Below are 19,445 nucleotides of genomic sequence, written 5' to 3'. Positions count from 1 at the left end.
ACCGATGACCTCTCTTCTCGGACCCACGAGCGGGACCCAGGACGACCCGCGTGACCCGCGGGCGGACGCCACCTCGTTCTCCCTCTCCGACCGCTACACGCGGGAGAGCGGGACGGTGTTCCTCACCGGCATCCAGGCACTGGTCCGCACGGTCCGCGACCGCGCGCGCCTGGACCGCCGGCAGAGCCTGCTCACCGCCAGTCTCGTCAGTGGGTACGAGGGCTCCCCACTCGCCGGCTACGACCTCGAGCTGGCCAGGCGCGGGACGTTCCTCGACCCGTTCGACGTGGTCCATCGTCCCGCCCTCAACGAGGAGGCCGCCGCGACGGCCGTCATGGGGTCGCAACTCGCGCGACGCACGGGCACCCTTCGCGCGACCGCCAACACCGGCGGCGCGCCCCTGCAGGGCGTCGTCGGGTACTGGTACGGCAAGGCCCCCGGCCTGGACCGCGCCACGGACGCGATCCGCCACGCCAACCTCATCGGCACCGACCCTCACGGGGGTGCGGTGGCCTTCGTCGGAGACGACCCCGGGGCCAAGTCCTCGACGGTGCCCTGTTCGTCGGAGCTCGCGCTGGCAGACCTCTATCTCCCGACGCTTTATCCCGCGGACTCCCAGGACGTGCTGGACTTCGGCGTCCACGCGGCCATCCTCTCCCGCGTCTCGGGCCTGTGGTCGGCCGTGAAGATCTCGTCGCACGTGGCGGACGCGTCGTCCACGGCGCTGGTCGACCCGGATCGGATCCTGCCCGTCTACGGCGACCTGGGGACCAGCCCCCACGTGCCCTCGGGCCAGTTGCTCGGGTCCAGCCTCATGGAATTGGAGCAGAACCAGCTCACCACCCGCATCCCGCGGGCGCTGGAATACGCACGGCTCAACGGACTCAACCGGATCGTCCAGTCGACCACCGACGACCGGATCGGCATCGTCGCCGCAGGCAAGAGCTACCTCGACGTCCGCGAGTCGTTGCGCAGGCTGGGTCTGGACGATTCCGAACTCGCCCGGCGCGGCATCCGGATCCTCAAGCTCGGCATGGTCTACCCCATGGAGCGCTCGGTCCTCGACGAGTTCATGTCCGGCCTCGACGAGGTGATCGTGGTGGAGGAGAAGCGGGACTTCATCGAGACCATGATCCGCGAGATCCACTTCCGACGCGCGGACGTCGCGAATGTCGTGGGCAAGACCCACGAGGACGGCTCCACGCTGTTCAGCCGGTTCGGCGAACTCGACGTCGACGCCGTGACCCGCGGTCTGGCGCAGCGGCTCGGCCGCGTCCACGGGATCGAGTCGGCGCTCGCATGGCTCGACGGCCCCGGCCGGGGCCGCGCGCGCATCGCCCTGCCCTTGGCCACCACCCGCACCCCCTACTTCTGCTCGGGCTGCCCGCACAACAGTTCCACCAAGGTGGCGGACGGAACGCTCGTGGGCGGTGGCATCGGTTGCCACGCGATGGTGCTTCTGATGGACGAGGAGCAGGTCGGCACGGTCACCGGGGTCACCCAGATGGGCGGCGAGGGCCTTCAGTGGACCGGTATGGCCCCGTTCCTGACCGAGAACCACCTGGTGCAAAACATCGGCGACGGGACGTTCATGCACTCCGGCTCGCTCGCCCTCCGCGCGGCCGTGGCCTCAGGCGACAACATCACCTACAAGCTGCTCCACAACGGCACGGTCGCGATGACGGGTGGCCAGGACCCGGTCGGCCAGATGACCCTGCCGGAGATCCTGCGACTCCTTCAGGCGGAGCGGGTCGCCAAGATCGTCGTCACCACCGATGACGTCAGGGCCACGAGATCCCAGGGGCTGCCCCGCGGCATCGAGGTCCGCGACCGTCGCGACACGCTCGAGGTCCAGAAGGAGCTCGCCGCGGTCCCCGGTGTGACCGTGCTGGTCCACGACCAGTTCTGCGCGGCCGAGAAGCGCCGCCACCGCAAGCGCGGCACCTACCCCACCCCGGCGGAACGGGTGGTGATCAACGAACGCATCTGCGAGGGTTGCGGCGACTGCGGCAAGAAGTCCAACTGCCTGTCGGTCCATCCGGTGGAGACCGAGTTCGGCCGGAAGACCCGGATCGACCAGTCGACCTGCAACCTCGATTTCTCCTGCCTGGAAGGCGACTGCCCCGCCTTCGTCACCGTGGTGCCTGGAACACGGAGCGAGCGTGTGGCGACGGCGCCCGAGCTCGACGCGTCGGCCCTGCCGGAGCCGATCAGGGCCGAGGTCGACGCGGGCCGGGGCTTCTCACTTCGCCTGACCGGTATCGGCGGTACGGGGATCGTCACCGTGTCCGCTGTCCTGGCGACCGCCGCCGTGCTCGACGGCAACGCCGCCCGCACCCTCGACATGACAGGACTGGCGCAGAAGGGCGGCGCGGTGGTCTCCGACGTGCGGGTGGCCCGGACCCCGATCGAGCAACCCCCGAAGATCGGCGCCGGCGACTGCGACCTCTACCTGTGTTGTGACGGCCTCGTGGGCGCGGACGACGCGAACCTCAAGGTCGCCCACCCGGACCGCACCACCGCGGTCGTCTCCACCACCCGGATCCCCACGGGCTCCATGGTGATCGACACCGCCGTGCACTACCCGTCCGGCGCCGACATCCAGGCCTCCACCGATCGGGCCTCGAGGCGGGGCGTCTACCTGAACCCGGGTGAGATCACGGAGAACCTCTTCGGCTCCACCCAGGCCTCCAACATGCTCATGGTGGGGGCGGCCTACCAGAGCGGGGCGCTACCGATCTCCGCGCAGGCCATCGAGCGGGCCATCGAGCTCAACGGTGTCGCGGTGGCGGCGAACCTGCAGGCGTTCCGCCGCGGGCGCCAGGCCGTCGCGGACCCGAAGGCCCTCGGCGCGCTGGTCGCCGATCTGCACCGCCCGGTGACCACGGCGACTCCGGACCTGCACGAGCCGTCCCCCGCCGCGCACCGCCTGCTCACCGGCCTGGGCCCGGACGCCTCCGACGAGCTCCGGGCGGTCGTCGCCCTGCGTGGCGACGAACTCATCGGCTTCCAGAGCGAGGCCTACGCGGCCGACTACGTGCGCAGGGTCGAAGACCTGCGGGCGGCCGAGGCGCTGTCCGGGACCGGCGGCGAGCGGCTCACCCTGACGGTGGCCAGGAACCTGCACAAACTCATGGCGTACAAGGACGAGTACGAGGTGGCCCGGCTGGCCGTCGACCCGGAGTTCGCGGCCCGACTCACCGAGGAGTGGGGCGAGGGGGCCGTCCCCAAGCTCAAGCTGCACCCGCCGGCCCTGCGCGCGATGGGGATGAAGCGCAAGATCGCGATCGGCCCGAAGGCCATGCCCGCCATGAGGGCACTGGCGCGGATGAAGCGCCTGCGCGGCACCCCGCTCGACGTGTTCGGCTACGCCCACGTCCGCAGAGTGGAGCGCGAGCTGTTGGCCGAGTACCGCGATGTGGTCCGGCACCTGACCACCGCCCTGCAGCGCACGGGCCCCGTCGGCCGGGATGCCGCCTGGTACGACACCGCCGTCGCGCTGGCGGACCTGCCCGACATGGTGCGCGGATACGAACACGTCAAGCTGGACAACGTGGAGCGCTACCGCGAGGAGCTCACCCGGATGCTCAGCGTGCTCAGGACCGCAGTGCCGCCGACGCCATCGCGGTGAGGACGCGCCGCAGTTCGGCCTCGGCCATGGACGGCAGCCGCGGACTGGAGTTGAGCAGTCCGAACACCGCGTGCACATGAGCCCGCGCGTCCACGGCGGGCAGCTCCGGGCGCAGACCCATGAGAGCGTCGACCCACATCTCGGCGTACTCGCGCTGCAGGCTACGCACCTCGTGGCGCGGCCCAGCGGGCAGTGCGCCGAGGTCGCGGAACTGCACGCTGATGAGATCCGGTTCGGTCGCGACGAAGTCCACATGGACCCCCAGGAGCGCGTCCAGCACCTCGGCCGGGTGTCCGCCCTGCTTCACCGCGGCGCGCCCACCGTCACGCAGGCGGCGCGAGATGTCGAGCAGCATCTCGGCGAGCACGTCCTCCTTGGAGGAGAAGTACCGGTACATGCCGGGCCCCGAGATGCCCACCTCGGCGCCGATGTCGTCCAGGCGCACCGCGTGAAAGCCCCGCCGTGCCATGAGCCGGGCCGCGGCGACGAGGATCTCATCGCGGCGGCGGGCCTTGGCCCGGGCACGCGGGGTCAGCGTCACGGCGTCCTGCTGGTCCATCTGCCCCCTCGCTATCTACGACACCGTTTCCGGCGGGCTCAGTGGAAGAAGTGCCGGGCGCCGGTGAAGTACATCGTGATCCCGGCCTTCTCGGCGGCTTCGATCACCTCGGCGTCGCGGACGGACCCGCCCGGCTGCACCACCGCGCGCACGCCCGCCTCGGCGAGCACCTCGAGCCCGTCGGCGAACGGGAAGAACGCGTCCGACGCCGCCACGGCCCCGACCACCCGCTCCCCCGCGCGCTGCACCGCGAGTCGGGCGGAGTCGACGCGGTTGACCTGGCCCATGCCCACGCCGACGGTCGCACCGGCCTGCACCAGCAGGATGGCGTTGGACTTGACCGCGCGGCAGGCCCGCCACGCGAACAGCAGGTCGCGCAGGGTCTGCTCATCGGCGTCGTCGCCGCAGGCCTTGGTCCATCCCGCGGTCACGTCGCCGTCGGCGTCCAGCGAGTCGCGCTCCTGGACCAGGACGCCACCGGAGATCTGCTTGCGCTCGAGTTCCCCCTGCGCCGGCGGGTTCGCCTCGAGGATCCGGATGTTCTTCTTCCGCTGCAGGATCTCCACGGCACCGTCGGCGTAGGAGGGCGCGATGATCACCTCGGTGAAGATCTCGGCCACCTGCTCGGCCATCTCCAGGGTCACCTCGCGGTTGGCGGCGATCACCCCGCCGAACGCGCTGACGGGGTCGCACTCGTGGGCGGCGCGGTGGGCCGCGGCGATGTCGGCGTCGATCGCGATGCCGCACGGGTTCGCGTGCTTGATGATCGCCACGCACGGCTCGGCGTGGTCGAACGCGGACCGCCAGGCGGCGTCGCCGTCGACGTAGTTGTTGTAGCTCATGTCCTTGCCGTGCAGCTGCACGGCCTGGGCCAGGCCGGGCGCGGCGGCGGAGTCGGTGTACAGGGCCGCGCGCTGGTGCGGGTTCTCCCCGTAGCGCAGGGTGGCGGCCAGGTCGAGGCTCTGCCCCTGCCACACCGGGAACTCCTCGTCGCCACTCTGGGACTGTTCCGGGGACTGGGACTGGGACGAGGTCTGCTCCGTCATCCAGGTGGCCACCGCGACGTCGTAGGCGCCGGTGTGGCGGAAGGCGGCGGCGGCGAGCCGACGGCGCTGCTCCAGCGGGAACCCGCCCGCGGCCACCGCCTTCAAAGCCTCGCCGTAGCCGGCCGGGTCCACCAGCACCGCGACGGACGGGTGGTTCTTGGCGGCCGCGCGGACCATGGACGGACCACCGATGTCGATCTGCTCCACGCACGCGTCGTAGTCCGCGCCGGAGGCGACGGTGTCGGTGAAGGGATAGAGGTTGACGACGACGAGCTCGAACGGCTGCACACCGAGATCCGCGATCTGCTCGAGATGCTCGGGCTTGCGCGTGTCGGCCAGGATGCCGGCGTGGACCCGCGGGTGCAGGGTCTTGACCCGGCCCTCCAGGCATTCCGGGAACCCGGTCAGCGAGTCGACCGGCGTCACCGCCACCCCGGCGTCGGCGATGCGCTGGGCGGTGGAACCGGTCGAGACGATCTCGACCCCGGCAGCCGCCAGACCCCGGGCGAGTTCCTCGAGCCCGGTCTTGTCGTAGACGCTGATGAGCGCACGGCGGACGGGCCTGCGGGAGTCGGTCACGATAGGTGCACCTTTCGACCTTCGATGTGGAGTCGGCCACGGGCGGCGGCCTCGAGGATGTCGACGAGCAGCTCGCGCTCGACGATCTTGATTCGTTCGTGGAGGGAGGACTCGGTGTCGTCGGAGAGCACGTCGACAGCGCACTGGGCGACCACCGGGCCCGTGTCCACCCCCGCGTCGACCAGGTGGACGGTACATCCCGTGACCATCACCCCGTAGGCGAGCGCGTCCCGTACCGCGTGCGCACCGGGGAAGGAGGGCAACAGGGCGGGGTGGGTGTTGAGCACGCGGCCGGCGAACTCCCCGAGGAACGCCTCACCGAGGATGCGCATGAAGCCCGCTGAGACGATCCAGTCCGGGCGCATCCCACACACGGCCTCGGTCAGCGCACTGTCCCAGGCCGAACGATCGGGATGGTCGGCGGGACGGATGACGATTGTGGACAGGCCTGCGTCCTCGGCTCGCGACACGGCCTCGCAGTGACGATCGGAGACGAGGCCGACGACTCGGTACGGGCAGTCTGACCCACCGGCGGAGTCCAGCACGCTCTGCGCGAGCGTCCCGGCACCGGAGGCCAGGAGCACGACCCGGCACGGGGCCCCGGACTCGGCACTGACCACGTCCTACGCTCCTGCCCGTCGATCCAGCTGCCCGCCGCATTCCCGGGCTCGGGTGGCAGTCTAGTCGGCGGCTCTCGGCCCCTCCTCAGCGCTCTCCTCGGGGCCCTCCTCGGGGCCCTCCTCGGCCGTCCCGGAATCGCCCGCGTCGGCACCGCCCTCAGCCGCGTCGGCGGGGTCGTCGGCGACCGGGCCGGCAGGCGCGAGGTCCGTGCCGTCATCCTCCCCGGCCGACACCTCATCGCCCTGAGCCGCGACATCGTCGTCGGCCCCGGCGGCATCGTCGGGCTCGGCCGGGTCCTCCGCCACGCCATCGGCCTCGGCCACAGCCACGGCGGCATCCTCCACCCCGGCGCGGCGGCGGCGACGCTCGAGTTCGCTCTCCGCACGCTCGCGGCGTCGCGTCAGGCCCGCGAGGGACAGCGCGATCGTCGCGGACCCGATCACACCGAACAGGGCGAGGCCGGTCCCCGCGGCGATCAGCGAACCGGTGCCCACCGTGCCGAGCACTCCGAGTTCGCCACCGGCCACGACCGGGCTGAGCACCATCACCAGTGCGACGATCGCTGCGGCCAACCACGCGGCCTTGACCGCGTCTGCGGTGGTGCGGAACCAGTGCGCGACCGCGCGCGCGAGCCCGGCAGCCACGAGCACCGTCACCAGCAGGAGCCCCTGCACCACCCAGTGCGGGTCCGTCGTCGGCAACGCCGCCGCGAGCGGAACCTCGGGCATCGGACCCCGGGACACGGCGAACAGACTGTACGACGCCTCACCGAGGTGAGCCTCCCCGCCGACCGCGAGGGTGGCCGCGGCCATCACGACATTGGGCAGGTAGGAGATGGATATCGCCGCGAGCGCGGCGGTCCCCGTGAAGTCTTTCCCGATCTCGAGGACCGAACCCACCGGCCCCCACGCCGCCACGAGTCCGATCAGCAGGAGGAGCGCGGCGATCGCCCAGACGGCCGCCACGAACGCAGCACCGAGATGGATCCCGCCGCGCACCCACACCGGCAGGACTTCCCGCAGGTCCCGTCGGAAGTAGAGCCAGACCCCCAGCCCCGATCCGAACAGCGCCACCGCCACCGTCCACAGCAGTGCCGCGGTCAACGAGGACTCTCTCACGGCGAAGTCCGAGCCCGCGGAGCCGACCAGCAGGGTCGCCAGCCCCGTCATCAGCAACCCCGCGAGTGTCACCCCCGCCACGGCCGCGCCGGCCTCGCGCGCCCCCGGCTCCTCGATGTCGCCCAGTACGGCGCGGGTCTGCCGGGCCAGCACCGCCACGTAGATCAACGGCGGCAACAGTGGCAGAAAGCCCAGGGACACCTCGTCCACGGTGAGAGGCACCCTGTTGACCACCAACCACTCCACGGCCACCACGGCGAACAGCGAGTCGAACCCCCGGGCGCTGAACACCAGCACGGCCAGGGTGAGCGCCGTCAGCACCAGCACGGAGACGATGACGGGCAGCGCGGCGGCAGCCGCCGTCCACAACAACGATCGGGCACCCGCCGGGGTCCGTCTCGCGGCGGGCCGGATGACACGTGGAGGGCTCACGCTGCCACCGTAGAGAACCCTCAACCCGCGGTACCCCCGGCACGCCGCGACCCCCGCCATCCGGGATGACGGGGGTCGGTCAGCGCGTGCTCGCGGCGGCCCCTGCGGACCACCACGGGCGGATCACAGGGCGTCGAGGATCTCCTTGGCGAGCTGCGCGGTCTCGGACGGCGTCTTGCCGACCTTGACGCCCGCGGCCTCCAGGGCCTCCTTCTTGGCCTGCGCGGTGCCCGCGGAGCCGGAGACGATGGCGCCGGCGTGGCCCATCGTCTTGCCCTCGGGGGCGGTGAAGCCCGCCACGTAGCCGACGACCGGCTTGGTGACGTTTGCCTTGATGTAGTCGGCGGCACGCTCCTCGGCGTCGCCGCCGATCTCGCCGATCATCACGATGACCTTGGTCTCCGGGTCGTTCTCGAAGGCCTCGATGCAGTCGATGTGGGTGGTGCCGATGATCGGGTCGCCACCGATGCCGATGGCGGTCGAGAAGCCGTAGTCGGCGAGCTCGTACATCATCTGGTAGGTCAGGGTGCCCGACTTGGACACGAGCCCGACCGGGCCCTTGCCCGCGATGTTGGCCGGGGTGATGCCGACCAGCGACTCGCCCGGCGTGATGATGCCCGGGCAGTTGGGCCCGATGATCCGGGTCTTGCCACCCTTGGCGAGGTTGTAGTTCCACGCGGTGGCGGTGTCCAGCACGGGCGCGCCCTCGGTGATGACCACGGCGAGCGGGATCTCCGCGTCCACGGCCTCGATGATGGCGTCCTTGGTGAAGGGCGGCGGGACGAACAGGATCGTCACATCCGCGCCGGTGGCCTCCATGGCCTCTTTGACGCCGCCGAAGACCGGCAGCTCCACGTCGTTGCCGTTCGCGTCCTTGTGGGACACGGTGGTGCCGGCCTTGCGGGCGTTGACGCCGCCGACGATCTGGGTGCCGGCCGCGAGCATGCGGGCGGTGTGCTTGCTGCCCTCGCCGCCGGTGATGCCCTGGACGATGACCTTGCTGTCCTTGTTGAGGAAGATCGACATGTGTGTGAGGTCCTCTGCTTCTTACTTGGCGGCCAGCTCGGCGGCCTTGTCGGCGCCGGAGTCCATGTTGTCGGCCAGGGTGACGAGCGGGTGGTTCGCGTCGGCGAGGATCTTGCGACCCTCCTCGACGTTGTTGCCGTCGAGACGGACGACGAGCGGCTTGTTGGCCTCGTCGCCGAGGATCTCCAGGGCCTTGACGATGCCGTTCGCGACGGCGTCGCAGGCGGTGATGCCGCCGAAGACGTTGACGAACACGCTCTTGACCTGCTCGTCGCCGAGGATGACGTCGAGACCGTTGGCCATGACCTCGGCCGAGGCACCGCCGCCGATGTCGAGGAAGTTGGCGGGCTTGACGCCACCATGGCTCTCGCCCGCGTAGGCGACGACGTCGAGGGTCGACATGACCAGGCCGGCGCCGTTTCCGATGATGCCGACCTGCCCGTCGAGCTTGACGTAGTTGAGGTCGTTCTCCGCGGCCTTCTGCTCGAGCGGATCCGTGGTGCCCGCGTCGGAGAAGTCCTCGAAGGACTCCTTGTGGCGGAACTCCGCATTCTCGTCGAGGGTGACCTTGCCGTCGAGCGCCAGGATCTCGTCGTTCGGGGTGCGGACGAGCGGGTTGACCTCGACCAGCGTGGCGTCCTCCTTGACGAACACCTCGTAGAGCTTGGCGATCGTCACCGCAGCGGCGTCGAGCACCTCCTCCGGGAGGTGGCCGGCCTTCGCGATCTCGCGGGCCTTGGCCTCGTCGACACCGACCGTGGGATCGATGTTGATGCGGGCGAGGCGGTCCGGGGACTCCTCGGCGACCTGCTCGATCTCGACACCGCCCTCGACCGAACACATGGCCAGGTAGTTGCGGTTCGCGCGATCGAGGAGGAAGGAGATGTAGTACTCCTCGGCGATGTCGCTGGCCTCGGCGACGAGCAGCTTCTTGACGATGTGGCCCTTGATGTCCAGGCCCAGGATGTCCTCGGCCCGGGCGCGGGCCTCCTCGGCGTCCTCCGCCAGCTTGACGCCGCCGGCCTTACCGCGGCCTCCGACCTTCACCTGTGCCTTGACGACGACAGGCTTGCCGATCTCGGCCGCGACCTTCTCGGCCTCCTCCGCGGTGTCAGCGACGCGCCCCGGGGTGGTGGGCACGTCATGCTTCGCGAAAAGAGCCTTTGCCTGGTATTCAAAGAGATCCATCAGCTCACCATCTTGACGTGGGTAGATTCGCCCGGCCCTGTTGTAAAGCCGAGTCATTCCTCATCCTAGGCGCGGGGTGTGTCGCCCGTCGCACACTGGGGGTAGCCGTGTGTGTCCGGTCACATGCGCGCGGGGCCATGCGGGTACCGAAACCACCACTCGAGACCCGAGAATTAACTCCAAACCCCTTGATCACTGGAGTCACACCAGTGTGATCCACCCCTCCCACGCCAGCGGTGCATGACCTTGCGGCGCCGTTGCCGGTCCGTTACCTTGGTGGACGTCTTGATCACGGAAAGATCACAGCACGACCTCAGAGGGGAAACGCCACCGGTGAAGAACGAGTCGCAGCACGTACCACCCGCGGCTCCTGTCGTTGTACCCGCATCCGGTGCACACGCGGGGGGACGTCACCGCCTCCCCTCACCTCCCCACGCACTGCGTGGCCGCGCTGCCGTGCTGGCCGTCGCCGCCGGAGCCGCCGTGTCAGCAGCCTCTGCGGGGTCGGTCATGGATGTCGCGGGCACCCACTCCGCCGAGGCGGGCGACATCGCCCTCCTCGCCAACGGCGAGGCGGCCCCGGCGACCGGTACGCCCGACGCTCCGTCCTCGTCCACTTCCGCGACTCCCTCCCTCCCCGAGCCGGTGGTCGTCTCGGCCTTCGACTCGACCGCGGAGAACGCACAGTCGGCCATGCTCTACGCCGGCACGGAGATCAACACCCAGCGTGAGATCGCCGAGGAGCAGGCACGTCGTCCGAAGGTGGCTCTTCCCGCCGAAGGCACCTTCACCTCGGGTTTCGGCATGCGCTGGGGCGCGATGCACGCGGGGATCGACATCGCCAACGCCAACGGCACGCCGATCCTCGCGGCCACCGACGGAGTGGTGATCGATTCCGGCCCCGCTCAGGGTTTCGGGAACTGGATACGGATCATGTCCGACGACGGCACGATGACCGTCTACGGCCACATGGAGTCACTCGACGTCCGCGAGGGCGAGCGCGTCTACGCCGGCCAGAAGATCGCGGGCATGGGCAACATGGGCTTCTCGACGGGCTCGCACCTGCACTTCGAGGTCCTGCTCGACGGGTCCCAGCACGTCGACCCCGTCATCTGGTTGGCCCAGCACGGCATCTACCTCGCGGGCGCAGGAAGCGTGGAGGGTTCGACCTCCAGCCCCTTCGGCAGCTGACCCCCTCGGCCCAGTCCCCCTCGGCAGGCCCCCACTAGAGCTTCTGCATCGGGACTCCCCCGATCAGCATCAGGCGCACCTTCCCGGACGCGCCGAAGTCGATCGTCGCCGTGGCACGCGGACCGCTCCCATCGCACGTGAGCACCTTTCCGAGCCCGTACTTGTCGTGCGTCACCCGATCTCCCGGCGCCAGTTCCAGGGTGGGCGCGGAGGACTTCGCCCGAGGGATTCCGGACGAGCGTCCGCCACCGGAGCCGAACCCGCCACCGGAGCCGCCACCACCGAAGCGGCGTCGGGGCGCATACGAGTCGGAGTCGCCGAACCCTCCACCGCCGACCGGTTCCTCGCGCTGCCATTCGATCGCCTCGGAGGGGATCTCCTCGAGGAAGCGGGATCCGGGGTTGGTCATGGGCTGGCCCCACGACGAGCGCATCATCGCGCGGGTCAGGTAGAGACGCGTGCGGGCGCGGGTGATCCCCACATACGCCAACCGCCGCTCCTCGGACAGCTCCGCCGGATCGCCGAGAGCACGCATGTGCGGGAACAGGCCGTCCTCCATGCCGACGAGGAACACCACCGGGAACTCGAGGCCCTTGGCGGTGTGGAGGGTCATGAGGGTGACCTGCCCCTGGTCCTGATCGGGGATCTGGTCGGCGTCCGCCACCAGGGAGACCCGCTCGAGGAAGGCCGCCAGCGAACCGGGCTCGGCGAGCCCCTCGTCCAGATTGGCCGGACCGTCCGGATCGGCGTCGCCGAAACCCTGCTCCCGCGCCGACCGCTGGAGCGCGGCCTCGGAGGAGAACTCCCGGCCCACACCCACCAGCTCGTTGAGGTTGTCCAACCGCGCCGCGTCCTGCGGGTCGTTGGAGGCCTCCAACTCGGCGCGATATCCGGTGCGCTCCAGTACGGCTTCCACCAGGGCTCCGACATCGGGGGCCGAGTCCTCGCCCCCGGGGTGGCCGGAGCCGGCCATCCGCCCACGCAGCTCGTCGAGCAGCGAGACGAACCCCGCGATCGCCTTGACCGAGCGCGTCGGCAGGAGCGCCACCCTTCCCTCGGCGGCGTCCCGCAGGGCCTCACCGAAACCGATGGCCCGCTGTTCGGCGTGGACCACCACACAGGCCTCCGCGCGGTCGCCGATCCCCCGCCGCGGAGTGTTGAGGATGCGGCGCAGGGCCACCGTGTCGTCCGGGTTGGCGAGAACCTTGAGGTAGGCGACCACGTCGCGCACCTCCTTGCGCTCGTAGAACCGGGTGCCCCCGACGACCTTGTAGGGCAACCCCAGGCGGACGAACACGTCCTCGATCACGCGGGAGGAGTTGTTGGTCCGGTAGAACACCGCCACGTCGGAGTACCCGACCACCCCGGAGTCCACGAGCCGATCGATCTCACCGGCGATGAACCGCGCCTCGTCGTGTTCGTTGTCCGCCACGTACCCCACGAGCAACTCGCCGGTTCCCTCGTCGGTCCAGAGGTTCTTCTCGCGCCGGCCCGGGTTCCGGGAGATCACCGCGTTGGCGGCGGAGAGGATCGTCTGGGTCGAGCGGTAATTCTGTTCCAGCAGGATCGACCGGGCGTCCGGGTAATCGTGCTCGAAGTCCTCGATGTTGCGGATGGTGGCCCCGCGGAAGGCGTAGATGGACTGGTCCGCGTCTCCCACCACACAGAGTTCCGCCGGCGCGACCCCGGCCGCGGCGTCGTCCCCGGTCCCGGCCGCCCCGCCGACCAGAGTGCGGACGAGGATGTACTGGGCGTGGTTGGTGTCCTGGTACTCGTCCACCATGACGTGGCGGAACCGGCGCCGGTAGTAGGCCGCCACCTCCGGATGCGACCGCAGCAGTGCCACCGTCTCCCCGATCAGGTCGTCGAAGTCGAAGGCGTTGGCCGCCTGCAGTCGTGCCTGGTATTCGGTGAACACGGTCGCCACCGTCTGCCCGGTCCGGTCCGAGTCCTCCAGCGCACGATCCATGGCCTCGGACGGTTCACGGAGTTCGTTCTTGTGGTTCGAGATTGCCGTGGCGAGCATCCGCGGCGTGAACTTCTTGATGTCGAGATTCTGCTCCTTGGCGATCATGCCGAGCAGACGGCGGGAATCGTCCGAGTCGTAGATCGTGAAGTTGGAATTGCGGGTACCCAGGAGCGCGGACTGGGCGCGCAGGATCCGCACGCAGATCGAGTGGAACGTGGCCACCCACATTCGCTCGGCGTGGGAGCCCACCAGCGCCGACACCCGCTCCCGCATCTCTGCGGCAGCCTTGTTGGTGAACGTGATGGCGAGGATCTGCCCCGGGTGCGCGCCCCCCTCGGCCAGCAGGTAAGCAATCCGCCGCGTGAGCACGCTGGTCTTACCCGATCCCGCGCCGGCCACGATCAACAACGGGCCGCCGCGGTGCGTGACCGCGGCGGCCTGCTGTGGGTTGAGCCCGTCGAGGAGGAGCGAGTGGGGCGTGGTCGGTCGGGCGGAAGCGTGTGCGGTGTCGGTCATCGTGGGTCCAATCTACCCACTCGGTCCGACACCCCGGGCTCAGCGTTGACCGACCCCCGTGAACTCCTTCACCTGGGACGCCGTGGCGGTCAGACCGGGGTCGTTGTCCAGGTAGTGGCGCGTCTCACGGACGATGAGGCCGGAGAGGACCAGGAGGCCGATGAGGTTGGGGATGGCCATGAGGCCGTTCATGACGTCGGCGAAGTTCCACACCACCTCGAGCTCGGTGACCGCCCCCACGAACACCACACAGGTGAACACCATGCGGTACGGGATGACGCCGCGCGCGCCCACGAGCCGCTCCATACAGCGCTCGCCGTAGTACGACCAACCGAGGATGGTGGAGAAGGCGAAGAACGCGATGGACACCGCGACCAGCTTGTCGCCCTCGGGGATCGCGGAGCCGAAGGCGTCTGCGGTCATCGTCCCGGCGCTGTCGCTGCCCTCCTGCCACACACCCGTGGTCACCAGCACCAGACCGGTGAACGTCACGACGATGATGGTGTCGATGAACGTCTGGGTCATCGACACCAGGCCCTGCCGGGTGGGGTGGGTGGTCTTGGCCGCCGCGGCCGCGATCGCCGCGGAGCCCATCCCGGACTCGTTGGAGAAGATGCCGCGCGCCACGCCCATCTGGATGGCGTAGAGGATCGCCGAACCGGCGAAGCCACCGACCGCCGACGTCCCGGTGAAGGCCTCCGAGAAGACCTGGCCGAACGCGGCGGGTATCTCCTCGGCGTTGACGACGAGCACGACGATTCCGCCCAGGATGTAGAGCACGATCATCAGCGGCACGAAACCGGCGGTGACCCGGCCGATCGCCTTGATGCCACCGAGCAGCACCGCGCCGGTGAGGACGAACAGGACGATCCCGGTGGTGACCTGTGGGACGCCGAAGGAGTTGTCCAGCTGGGTCGCCACCGCGTTGCCCTGGGTCATGTTGCCGATGCCGAAACTGGCCAACACGGCGAACACCGCGAACACGATCGACAGGACCAGGCCCACCCGGCCACCGGCGCGGCCGAAGATCTCCGCGAACCCGCGGTGCAGGTAGTACTGCGGGCCGCCGGACTGCTCGCCACGGGCGTCGGTGACGCGGTACCGGACCCCAAGGAACGCCTCGGAGTACTTGGACGCCATGCCGACGAGCGCGGTGATCCACATCCAGAACAGCGCACCCGGCCCGCCCAGCGCGATGGCCGTGGCGACGCCGACGATGTTGCCCACGCCGACGGTCGCGGCGAGCGCGGTGGTCAGCGCCTGGTACTGCGAGATGTCACCCGAGCCGCCGTCGTCGGTCCGCTTGAGCAGCCCGAGCCGCAGGGCGGGGCCGAGCTTGCGGAACTGCAACATCCGTAGACGGATCGTGAGGACCAGGCCGGTCCCGAGCAGCAGCGGAATGAGGACATACGGCCCCCAGATCACCGATCCGATGTCGGCGAGAAACGTGTTGAATTCATCCACGGGCGGAAACATTAGACGGTCTTTCACCGCTGTCGGGGCGCAGTGGGATAATTCAGCCATGAGCACCGACCCCGCCGGCCAGGAATCAGCCGGCACCGACCCCACCGGGACCGATCCCGCCGGCACCGACGACCCACTGTCCGAGGCCGAGATCCGCGAGCTGAGGCTCGAGATCGACCGGCTGGACGCCACGATCCTCGACGCGATCGTCCGCCGCAGCGAGATCTCCCGCCGTATCGGCCGGACGCGGATGAAGTCGGGCGGGACGAAGCTCGTGCACACCCGCGAGCTCAAGGTCTACGAGCGCTTCTCCTCGCTCGGTGAGGAGGGCCAGACCCTCGCCGGCATGCTCCTGCGCCTGGGCCGGGGCCGTCTGGGCCACTAGCAGCACCTGTCACTCCCCCGGCGCCCAGCTCACGTCGGGAGGTCCGATCAGGGAGGAGTTGCGGGGGTCACATCGCTGGAACGGGCGGCGGCACCCCGTTACTCCCGGTTAGCCTCGACGTCATGACCGACATCAGCACGACGGAGCAGTGGGCAGCGGTGGAGGACCTGGTCCCCTCGATCGGCGAGGTGAGTCTGCGGGAGCTGTTCGCCGCCGATCCCGAGCGCGGCCGCCGGATGACGGTCAACGCGGGCGACCTCCACGTGGACCTGTCCAAGCACCTGGTCACCGGTGAGATCCTGGCCGCCCTCACCGATCTGGCCCACGCCGCCCGACTGCCGGCGCAGCGGGCCGCCATGTTCCGGGGGGACCGCATCAACACAACGGAGGACCGGTCGGTGCTCCACACGGCGCTCCGCCTCCCGGCCGATGCCCAGCTCGTCGTCGACGACCGGGACGTGGTGGCCGACGTCCACGCGGTACTGGCGCGCATGACCGATTTCTCCCACCGCGTCCGCTCCGGCGAGTGGACCGGGTACACGGGTGAGCGGATCGACACGGTGATCAACATCGGTATCGGGGGTTCCGACCTGGGGCCGGTGATGGTCGACAGTGCGCTGCGCGGGCTCCAGACGGCCGGCATCCGCGCGCACTACGTCTCCAACGTCGACCCCGCCGACCTCTCGGCCACGCTCGCGGAGATCGATCCGGCCACGACCCTCGTCGTGGTGGCCTCCAAGACGTTCACCACCCAGGAGACCATGGCCAACGCCCACGCGACGCGCCGGCACTTCGTCGATGCCCTGGGCTCCGACAACGCGATCGCCTCGCATTTCGTGGCGGTGTCGACCGCTGCCGACAAGGTCGCCGACTTCGGCATCGCGGCGGACAACATGTTCGAGTTCTGGGACTGGGTCGGCGGACGCTACTCGGTGCCGTCGGCCATCGGGCTGTCGGTGATGCTCACGGCGGGGCCGCCGGCGTTCATCGAGCTGCTCGAGGGCTTCCACACGATGGACCTGCACTTCGCCACCGAGACACCCGAGCGCAACGCGCCGGTCCTCATGGCACTGCTGAGCATCTGGTACACGTGCTTCCTCGGGGCGCAGTCCAAGGCCGTCATACCGTACGCCCAGGATCTGCAGCGGTTCCCCGCCTACCTGCAGCAGCTCACCATGGAGTCGCTCGGCAAGTCGGTGCGCCTCGACGGCTCCGACGTCACCTACCCCACCGGCGAGGTCTACTGGGGCGAGCCCGGCACCAACGGACAGCACGCCTTCTTCCAACTCCTGCACCAAGGCACGCAGCTCGTGCCGGTCGACTTCATCGGCATCGCCCGCCCGGGCGCGGATCTGGACGCCTACCTCCCGGGTGAGCCGGGCGCGGTGTCCATGCACGACCTGCTGATGGCCAACCTGTTCGCCCAGTCGCGGGTGCTGGCGTTCGGCAAGACCGAGGAAGAGGTCCTCGCCGACGGCGTCGACCCAGCGCTCGCGCCCCACAAGGTGATGCCCGGCAACCGGCCGTCCACGACGATCCTCGCACCGTCGCTCTCCCCGGGCGTCGTGGGCCAGCTCATCGCCCTGTACGAGCACGTGGTGTTCACCCAGGCCGCCATCCTCGGCATCAACGCGTTCGACCAGTGGGGCGTCGAGCTGGGCAAGGCCCAGGCCGGCGAACTGCTCAGCGCTCTCACCGTCGACACCCGTCCCGACCCGGCCTTCGACTCCTCCACCGACTCCCTCGTCGAGATCTACCGCGAGGCCCGCGGCAGGCGCTGACACCCGCCCAGTATCGGCCCAGTATCTCCTCTCGCGCGCTGCGGGCCAGCGAACTCCAGCGCGATGCGCCCGCGTGCTCTCACGCGGTGCGCCCGCGTGCGATTCTGGGCCATGGCCACGATCTACGGGGCTTCGTCGGGAGGTGTTCTCGGATGCGCTGATCGATCACGTGCTCGCCGAGACCCGCTCGCGGGGGCTGGAGCTGACCGGCAAGGACGGCTTGTTGACCGAGATGCTCAAGGCAGTGAGTATTCGAGGGTTTGGGAGCCACCGGGTATTGAGGTTCGGAGCCACCGTTATTGGCTTTGAGAGCCGGTGGCCGATGGGGTGGGAGCCACCGGCTCTCGGGCGCCGATCCGGTGGCTAGTTCACGGCGGTGTGTTCGCGCATGTTGAAGGTTCCGGTCTCGATCCAGAGGGTGTTGTGGACGATGCGGTCCATGATGGCGTCGGCGTGGACTCCGGAGCCGAGCCGCTGATGCCAGTCCTTCTGGGCGTACTGCGTGCAGAACACCGTTGAGGCGTGCCCGTAGCGGCGCTCGAGGAGCTCGAGCAGCATGCTGCGCATGCCTGTTAGGGACGCATTTCGGATAGCGGGGTTCTGACGATCGGGTAGCAGCCGGACGGGAATCGGGTAGCGGTCCACCCGTCCGACCGCTTGGCCGGCTACGGCCTTGCGGCGAGGTGCCGTCTCGTGTCCGGTCCGTTGAGGGCGATGATCTTCGCGTCGGCGGCGACCCGGTTGAAGATCGTTTCGGCGATGACCGCGTCGTAGAGCGACTTGTACCAGTCGGACGGATCGGACTACGAGGTCAGCAGAGCCGAGCCCCGCCCTCTTCTGGCAGCAAGGGTGTTGAGCAACTCGACCGCCGACAGTGGAGCCATCGGGGTGGTCTTAGGTCGTCCAGGACCAGCAGGTCGCAGTTGTGCAGGTCAGGGAGGAAGTTGGCGGGTAGGGCCAGTCGGCACTCCTGGTCCGGCGATCCGGCGATCCGGTACTCGCATTCCGGCGACCCGGCACTCCTGGGACCTGCCGGGGATGGCCTGCTCAAGGTGAGGCTTAGGCGGCGCATTCGCGCCGTCTTTTCCTATTCGAGGAGGCCTGAGCCCTGATCCACCGTCGGTGATCGCGTGTGGCTCGTTCGTGGTTTCGGGGGCGTGAGGGATTCAGTGGGCAGGTGGGAACCGCCGGTCTGCTCCGGCCTTTCCACGTGTGGGGTCCTTTCCAGGTTTCTGCCCGCCGGGGGCTTTGGTGGTCAGGGCGCCGCGGCGGGCGGCCCGGTCGCCAGGGCGTGCAGTTTCTGCCAGCCCTCTTCCCAGGGCCAGTCGGTGGGTAGGTGGAGGATGAGTCGACGCCCGGTTGTGGCGATCCGGCCCGGGATCTTGATGATCTTGCGGCGAAGGCTTGACCACCTGGATTTGGCCAGGTCGGCGGCGACTGCGGCGGCTCGCGCAATGTTGAACGCGATCACGGCCAACGCCACCCAGGCGGCGTTCGCGGCGTACTTTCCCGACGGTAGATGCGCCAGTGGTCCTTCTTTGAGTTCGGCGATGACTTGCTCGACGATCGCGTGATCACGGTGCCGCTGATCGGCCTCGACGAGGCCCAGAAGGCTGTTGGTGATGAACGCATGGTGGCGGTACACGGCGAACAACTCACCCTGGGCGGTGCCATCGGATTCCAGTCGCTGTAAGCGCTTGACCCTTCGCACGATCAGTCGGCACGGCACATGTTCGCTTTTGCGGCGACCGGTGAACGCGACGAACGGCACTTCGGCGACCTCGGCGTCGGAGATCCAGCGCTGCTCGGCCTGGTCGTAGACGGCGTTGGGGTAGGCGATCGGCTTCCAGGCTTTCTCTTCGATGCTGGCGATCGCGGCTTTGATTTTGACCTTGGGATCCATCCGGGCGAGCCTGTCAAGATAATTGTGTGAGTTTTG

At 69.3% G+C, this 19,445-nt stretch carries 13 protein-coding genes and 2 pseudogenes; 5 read left to right on the top strand and 10 right to left on the bottom strand.

All coding sequences use genetic code 11. The annotated features are described in order from the left end of the window. Positions 1 to 4: 4 nt before the first annotated feature. Complete coding sequence (locus CEY15_RS11595) at positions 5 to 3,631, top strand: indolepyruvate ferredoxin oxidoreductase family protein (protein WP_095718586.1); 3,627 nt, start codon at positions 5 to 7, stop codon at positions 3,629 to 3,631. Here the strand turns inward: CEY15_RS11595 and CEY15_RS11590 are convergent. The 6 genes from CEY15_RS11590 to sucC all read right to left on the bottom strand — a co-directional run bounded on the left by CEY15_RS11590 (position 3,597) and on the right by sucC (position 10,200). Next, entirely contained in the window at positions 3,597 to 4,190 is a 594-nt protein-coding gene (locus CEY15_RS11590; RefSeq protein WP_095718585.1) for a TetR/AcrR family transcriptional regulator, read from the bottom strand. The two genes, CEY15_RS11595 and CEY15_RS11590, sit on opposite strands and share 35 nt — an antisense overlap. A gap of 38 nt (positions 4,191 to 4,228) precedes the next feature. Next, positions 4,229 to 5,815, bottom strand: coding sequence for a bifunctional phosphoribosylaminoimidazolecarboxamide formyltransferase/IMP cyclohydrolase (gene purH / locus CEY15_RS11585; protein ID WP_095718584.1), 1,587 nt, complete (start codon positions 5,813 to 5,815; stop codon positions 4,229 to 4,231). Next, positions 5,812 to 6,435, bottom strand: a complete 624-nt coding sequence (gene purN / locus CEY15_RS11580) for a phosphoribosylglycinamide formyltransferase (RefSeq protein ID WP_095718583.1) — start codon at positions 6,433 to 6,435, stop codon at positions 5,812 to 5,814. The genes purH and purN overlap by 4 nt, the downstream gene beginning before the upstream one ends. A 60-nt stretch (positions 6,436 to 6,495) precedes the next feature. After that, positions 6,496 to 7,986 carry a cell division protein PerM gene (locus CEY15_RS11575; RefSeq protein ID WP_245847578.1) on the bottom strand — a complete coding sequence of 497 codons (1,491 nt, stop codon included), beginning with the start codon at positions 7,984 to 7,986 and terminating at the stop codon, positions 6,496 to 6,498. 123 nt (positions 7,987 to 8,109) lie between these two features. Continuing rightward, positions 8,110 to 9,012 (bottom strand): succinate--CoA ligase subunit alpha, encoded by a 903-nt coding sequence (gene sucD / locus CEY15_RS11570; RefSeq protein ID WP_017836268.1) that lies wholly within the window; start codon positions 9,010 to 9,012, stop codon positions 8,110 to 8,112. Between the two features lie 21 nt (positions 9,013 to 9,033). After that, a complete protein-coding gene (gene sucC, locus CEY15_RS11565; protein WP_017836267.1) occupies positions 9,034 to 10,200 on the bottom strand; it encodes an ADP-forming succinate--CoA ligase subunit beta in 1,167 nt (388 codons plus the stop codon). Positions 10,201 to 10,683: 483 nt separating this feature from the next. Between sucC and CEY15_RS11560 the strand changes: the two genes are divergently transcribed. After that, positions 10,684 to 11,391 (top strand): M23 family metallopeptidase, encoded by a 708-nt coding sequence (locus CEY15_RS11560; RefSeq protein WP_245847576.1) that lies wholly within the window; start codon positions 10,684 to 10,686, stop codon positions 11,389 to 11,391. Positions 11,392 to 11,425: 34 nt separating this feature from the next. Here the strand turns inward: CEY15_RS11560 and CEY15_RS11555 are convergent, their stop codons facing one another. Continuing rightward, positions 11,426 to 13,876, bottom strand: coding sequence for a UvrD-helicase domain-containing protein (locus CEY15_RS11555; RefSeq protein ID WP_095718580.1), 2,451 nt, complete (start codon positions 13,874 to 13,876; stop codon positions 11,426 to 11,428). Positions 13,877 to 13,915: 39 nt separating this feature from the next. Further along, positions 13,916 to 15,352, bottom strand: coding sequence for an alanine/glycine:cation symporter family protein (locus CEY15_RS11550; protein WP_095718579.1), 1,437 nt, complete (start codon positions 15,350 to 15,352; stop codon positions 13,916 to 13,918). Positions 15,353 to 15,398: 46 nt separating this feature from the next. On the opposite strand from CEY15_RS11550, the gene CEY15_RS11545 reads away from it, so the two are divergent. From CEY15_RS11545 to CEY15_RS19120, 3 genes and pseudogenes are all read left to right on the top strand, one after another. After that, positions 15,399 to 15,725, top strand: a complete 327-nt coding sequence (locus tag CEY15_RS11545) for a chorismate mutase (RefSeq protein ID WP_007626029.1) — start codon at positions 15,399 to 15,401, stop codon at positions 15,723 to 15,725. A gap of 122 nt (positions 15,726 to 15,847) precedes the next feature. Next, positions 15,848 to 17,506 (top strand): glucose-6-phosphate isomerase, encoded by a 1,659-nt coding sequence (pgi, locus tag CEY15_RS11540; RefSeq protein WP_007626028.1) that lies wholly within the window; start codon positions 15,848 to 15,850, stop codon positions 17,504 to 17,506. 73 nt (positions 17,507 to 17,579) lie between these two features. Further along, a pseudogene (locus tag CEY15_RS19120) lies at positions 17,580 to 17,795 on the top strand (hypothetical protein); the annotation flags it as partial. 74 nt (positions 17,796 to 17,869) lie between these two features. Here the strand turns inward: CEY15_RS19120 and CEY15_RS11530 are convergent. Continuing rightward, positions 17,870 to 18,073: pseudogene (locus tag CEY15_RS11530) on the bottom strand (ATP-binding protein); the annotation flags it as partial. Positions 18,074 to 18,761: 688 nt separating this feature from the next. After that, positions 18,762 to 19,445, bottom strand: a 684-nt coding sequence (locus CEY15_RS11520; protein ID WP_217987103.1) for a transposase, incomplete at its 5' end; no start/stop codon positions are given.

Source organism: Dietzia natronolimnaea (genome assembly GCF_002289575.1).
In the GTDB taxonomy this organism is placed as follows: Bacteria; Actinomycetota; Actinomycetes; order Mycobacteriales; family Mycobacteriaceae; genus Dietzia; species Dietzia natronolimnaea_A.
The sequence above is the reverse complement of the archived record's forward strand: the minus strand, read 5'-3'. Positions and strand labels throughout refer to the sequence as shown.